Source organism: Pseudomonadota bacterium (genome assembly GCA_039714795.1).
Taxonomy (GTDB): Bacteria; Pseudomonadota; Alphaproteobacteria; order JAGOMX01; family JAGOMX01; genus JBDLIP01.
In genome coordinates this window covers 1-4195 of record JBDLIP010000137.1, presented here as the reverse complement: position 1 = coordinate 4195, position 4195 = coordinate 1, and the positions used below count along the sequence as shown (strand labels likewise).

General features: G+C 44.6%; 3 protein-coding genes. All 3 read right to left on the bottom strand.

The features are described from left to right. Positions 1-157: 157 nt before the first annotated feature. Positions 158-592: a hypothetical protein gene (locus ABFQ95_07850; protein MEN8237434.1), complete on the bottom strand. Its 435-nt coding sequence runs from the start codon at positions 590-592 to the stop codon at positions 158-160. A 144-nt stretch (positions 593-736) separates the two neighbouring features. Further along, the gene (gene glyS, locus ABFQ95_07845) at positions 737-2836 is read right to left on the bottom strand and encodes a glycine--tRNA ligase subunit beta (GenBank protein ID MEN8237433.1); all 2100 of its coding nucleotides are present in this window, start codon (positions 2834-2836) and stop codon (positions 737-739) included. Further along, a complete protein-coding gene (locus tag ABFQ95_07840; protein ID MEN8237432.1) occupies positions 2833-3702 on the bottom strand; it encodes a glycine--tRNA ligase subunit alpha in 870 nt (289 codons plus the stop codon). The genes glyS and ABFQ95_07840 overlap by 4 nt, the downstream gene beginning before the upstream one ends. Between the last annotated feature and the right edge of the window lie 493 nt (positions 3703-4195).

Here is a 4195-nt window from a genome sequence, read left to right as displayed (position 1 = left end):
AAAATGTGCTTGGACCTAACTTCAGTCTATGTTATTCATACTCCTGCGGTACAGGCGGGGACGCCGATGATCGCAAAATGTTTAGAGAGGGGGCAACTTCTGGTTGTCCTTTTTTTTAACATTCTCCGACTTAGCCAGCCAACCTCTCTAAATATTTTTATAAATATCCCGGGGTGCAGCGCAGATCAAGAATTTTTCCACGCTGTAAAAGAGCAAATATCCTTTTGAAACTAGATCGTAAAACATCAGGTGTTATAACATCTAGACGTGTTCGAACCTGTGTATCACATGGCGTTTTTTCTAAATTAAACAATTGCTTTAAATTATTTTTTGCTTTGTCTACAGCATTGCGAATTCTGTCAAACTTTAACAGAGAAGAAAATTTGAAGGTAAAAATTGCTAAACCTGACATTAAACAGTCAAGGTTAGAAAAAATTGAATTCTTTTTTTCTTCGATATTGTAGCGTTTCAAGCTTTTAGAAATAGATCTTTTGACCAATGGCACTAACTTAAGCGCTGAAATGGCGTCAATATTGACCTGAAAGTCATTTTCGAGAAATTGATCTTGCGATCTCGTTCTTAAGTTTGCCACCTTCCTCAACAAATCCGCCGTTTTGCCTGTGGGAACCCTTAGGTGGGTGCCCATACTTCATCGCTGCAAACCCTTTGTTCTAAACGATTTCTCCTTAAGTTAGTGCCATTGCTACCATGATCATCATTTCAATGCAACGGCAAATCATTTCGTTCCCTCAATCACCCCGAAATCAGCAATTCTGTTGAAGATATCACGAATGAAAGCCAGCAGTTTAAGGCGGTTGATGCGCAGATCCTCTTGCTTGGCATTAACTAAGACCTTATCAAAGAATGCATCGATGTCCGGTTTAAGGTTAGCGAGATAGGTCATGCTCTGTGAATATTCATTTTGTGCAAGGCTGGATTCAATCTCGGTTAGGTTAGTTACCAGTGATTGGTGTAGCTTGAGCTCCTCGGGTTCGACAAGTGCTTTCGTATTGACGTCTCCGTTGTAGCGCTTGTTGTCTTTTATTTCTTCGATTCGAACGATGTTGCAGGCGCGTTTATAGGCGCTCAATAGATCCTCGCCAACGGCATCTTTACCGTACATTAGATTTTGCAGGGCAAGCACTCTTTGATGCAAAAGAGCCAGTGGAGTTTCTTTCGCTACTGCAAAAACAGCAGCAATGTGATCGTGACGCTGTCCTTGCTCGCGCCAGTGTACTTTCAGGCGATCTAACAGAAATGTTTTCAACTCTTGCAAAACTTGTTCCTTGGACTGCAAATCCTTTGCAGTGTAGAACTCGTAAGCTTTAGTTAGGTACGGCATAAGATTAAGATCTTGATGCCGTTCGGCAATACGAATGATTCCCAGTGCAGTGCGTCTTAGAGCGTAGGGATCTTTCGTTCCAGTCGGTTTGATGCCAACAGCAAAAAAGCCTGCCAGTGTATCCAATTTGTCTGCCAATGCGACCACATCTCCCACAGAGTCAGTGGGCAAATTGTCTTGCGGACCACGGGGTTTGTAATGATCGGCAATAGCCTGTGCGACAGCAGTGGGTTCTCCATCATGTGTAGCGTAGTAAGATCCCATAATGCCTTGCAGTTCTGGAAACTCTCCCACCATTTCGGTGAGCAAATCACTTTTGCATAAAAGAGCGGCTCGCCGAGCTTGGGTGACATCGGCGGACATGTGAGGAGCCAATTGTTCAGCAAGCCCCTGCATGCGAGCAATTTTCTGACCCAGGCTTCCCAATTGCGCATGAAAGATCACGCTATCTAGTTTCTTACCGTGTTCTTCAAGAGAATACTTTCGGTCCTGGTCGTAGAAAAATTGAGCATCAGCTAGGCGCGCCCTTAAAACTCTTTCATTCCCTTTAACCAGTGTCGTTCCCCCATCCAGCGCTTTGATATTGGCAACCACAATAAAATGGGGAGCCAATTCGCCATTTGCTTTTTCAAGCGCAAAGTACTTTTGATGCACGCGCATCGATGTGACCAGCACTTCTCTGGGGAGAGACATAAATTCGGGTTCAATATTTCCTAACATGGCCTGCGGCCATTCAACTAAACCGGTGACTTCATCCAATAGCTTGGGATCTTCGTGTACAACAAGGCTATGTTTTTTTACCAAGTGCTTGATTTGGTGTTGAATCATTTTCTTTCTAGGTCCTTGGCACACAAGGACAAGAGCTCTTTCGAGTTGTTCCCAATAGTCTTCTGTAGACTTGATCGTTAGGGAGTTTGGTGCCATAAATCGATGCCCAAGCGTGCAATTTCCGAACTTGATTTTGGCTTCCCCCAGATCAAGCTGACCTGGAACCACCTGGTCACCAAACAAACATAAAATGCTATGCAGAGGACGGACCCAGGGTTGCGTGTTGCCACTCCAACGCATCACTTTGGGCCAGGGAAAGCTCTTGATGACGGCAGTTAACATATCGGGGACGATATCACAGGTTTTTAGTCCTTTTATGTATTGCGTGGCAAACAAGAAAGTACCTTTGTCTGTTTCCCGTTGCTCACACTCGCTTACACTGCTTAAGCCTGCTGATTTGAGAAAACCTTCAATGGCTTTGGTGGGGGCATTAACCCGGGGTCCTCGGCGTTCTTGCGTGCGATCTCGTTGCTGGATTGAAATATCTTTACCCACAAGGACTAAGCGACGCGGACCAACAAACGTATCGATTGTCTCCCAGGTTATTTGCGCCTGCTTAAACTGTTCGGTAAACAAGCGTTTGAAATCTGCTGCTGCTTGCAATTGCATACGGGCTGGGATTTCCTCTGAAAGCAATTCTATTAAGAGATTAGCTGTTTGCATCATGGATTTTCTCCCAGGTAAACGGAACAACATCCTTTGGCGAGTGCGCGTACGCGAGCAATGTAGTTGGGGCGCTCGGTGACGCTGACCACCCCCCGAGCATCTAGCAAGTTAAAGAGATGACTGGCTTTAATGCATTGCTCATAAGCGGGAAGAGCAAGGTTGTGATCCAAAAGATTGTGGCATTCTTCCTCAACATCTTGGAAATGTTGCAAGAGCTTGGTGGTATTGGCATATTGAAAATTGTATTTTGAAAACTCTTGCTCAACACGCAGCTGTACATCACGGTAAGTGATTTTCTCTTTGCCTTCAGCGCCATTCCAATCTAGATCATAAAAGTTTTCAAGACCTTGCACCATCAATGCTAGGCGTTCCAAACCATAGGTGAGCTCTGCAGAAACGGGATTACATTCAAAGCCTCCGACCTGTTGAAAATAGGTAAACTGAGTGACCTCCATGCCGTCGCACCACACTTCCCATCCCAATCCTGCTGCTCCTAACGTCGGACTTTCCCAGTCATCTTCGACGAAACGGATATCGTGCACCAACGGATCAATGCCAATGGCTACCAAGCTTTGCAAATATAAATCCTGCACATTCTTAGGAGATGGCTTTAAAATGACTTGCAGTTGGTGATGTTGCTGCACTCGATTGGGGTTGTCACCATACCGCCCATCCGTGGGACGGCGCGAAGGTTGCACATAGCAGGCCTTCCACGAATCAGGCCCCAGCGCTCTTAAAACGGTTGCCGAATGGAATGTCCCCGCACCAACTTCTACATCGTAGGGCTGTAGCATTACACAGCCCTTTTGTCCCCAAAATTCTTGGAGCTGTGCAATCATTTGTTGGAAACATAGTGGTTTTGCTATCATGGATCTACGAGATGCTTGTGTAACCTTTAAGCCAAGTTATCTGTTCCCAGGCTGTGCGTCAATAACTGACCACTTATGTGACAGGGTTATCTCATGAAGATTATGATATTTTCGGCTCTTTTGCGTTTTGAGTGGGTAAGGAGATTTTTCCTAATCAAAAAACGTTAACCCTGACTATAGCCCAGAAACAGTTAATACTGATGGCTGGGCAGCCACAGGATTAGAGTGGAGGACCTTAGGACGCTAGGAAAAATAACCTTTACAATCTAACTAAAATACTTTATAGACAGCGTTACGCAGCAAGATCAAGCAACAGAACGCGAAACACGATTATAAATGTTATTTTTCCTAGCGTCCTTATTTCCGACCATCTGTATTATTATCTGCTTTTTGCATGGCTTTATTAAAATCAGAGATAGCTGCAAGAAGAAGTTCAAGGATGTTTTTCAGGAGGTTTGTGACAAGATTTGGAATTGCTACGGGGCTGAAA

Bases quoted from the DNA above. Each gene is read 5' to 3' on its own strand.
- glyS (MEN8237433.1), bottom strand. From the start codon at position 2,836: ATGATGCAAACAGCTAATCTCTTAATAGAATTGCTTTCAGAGGAAATC.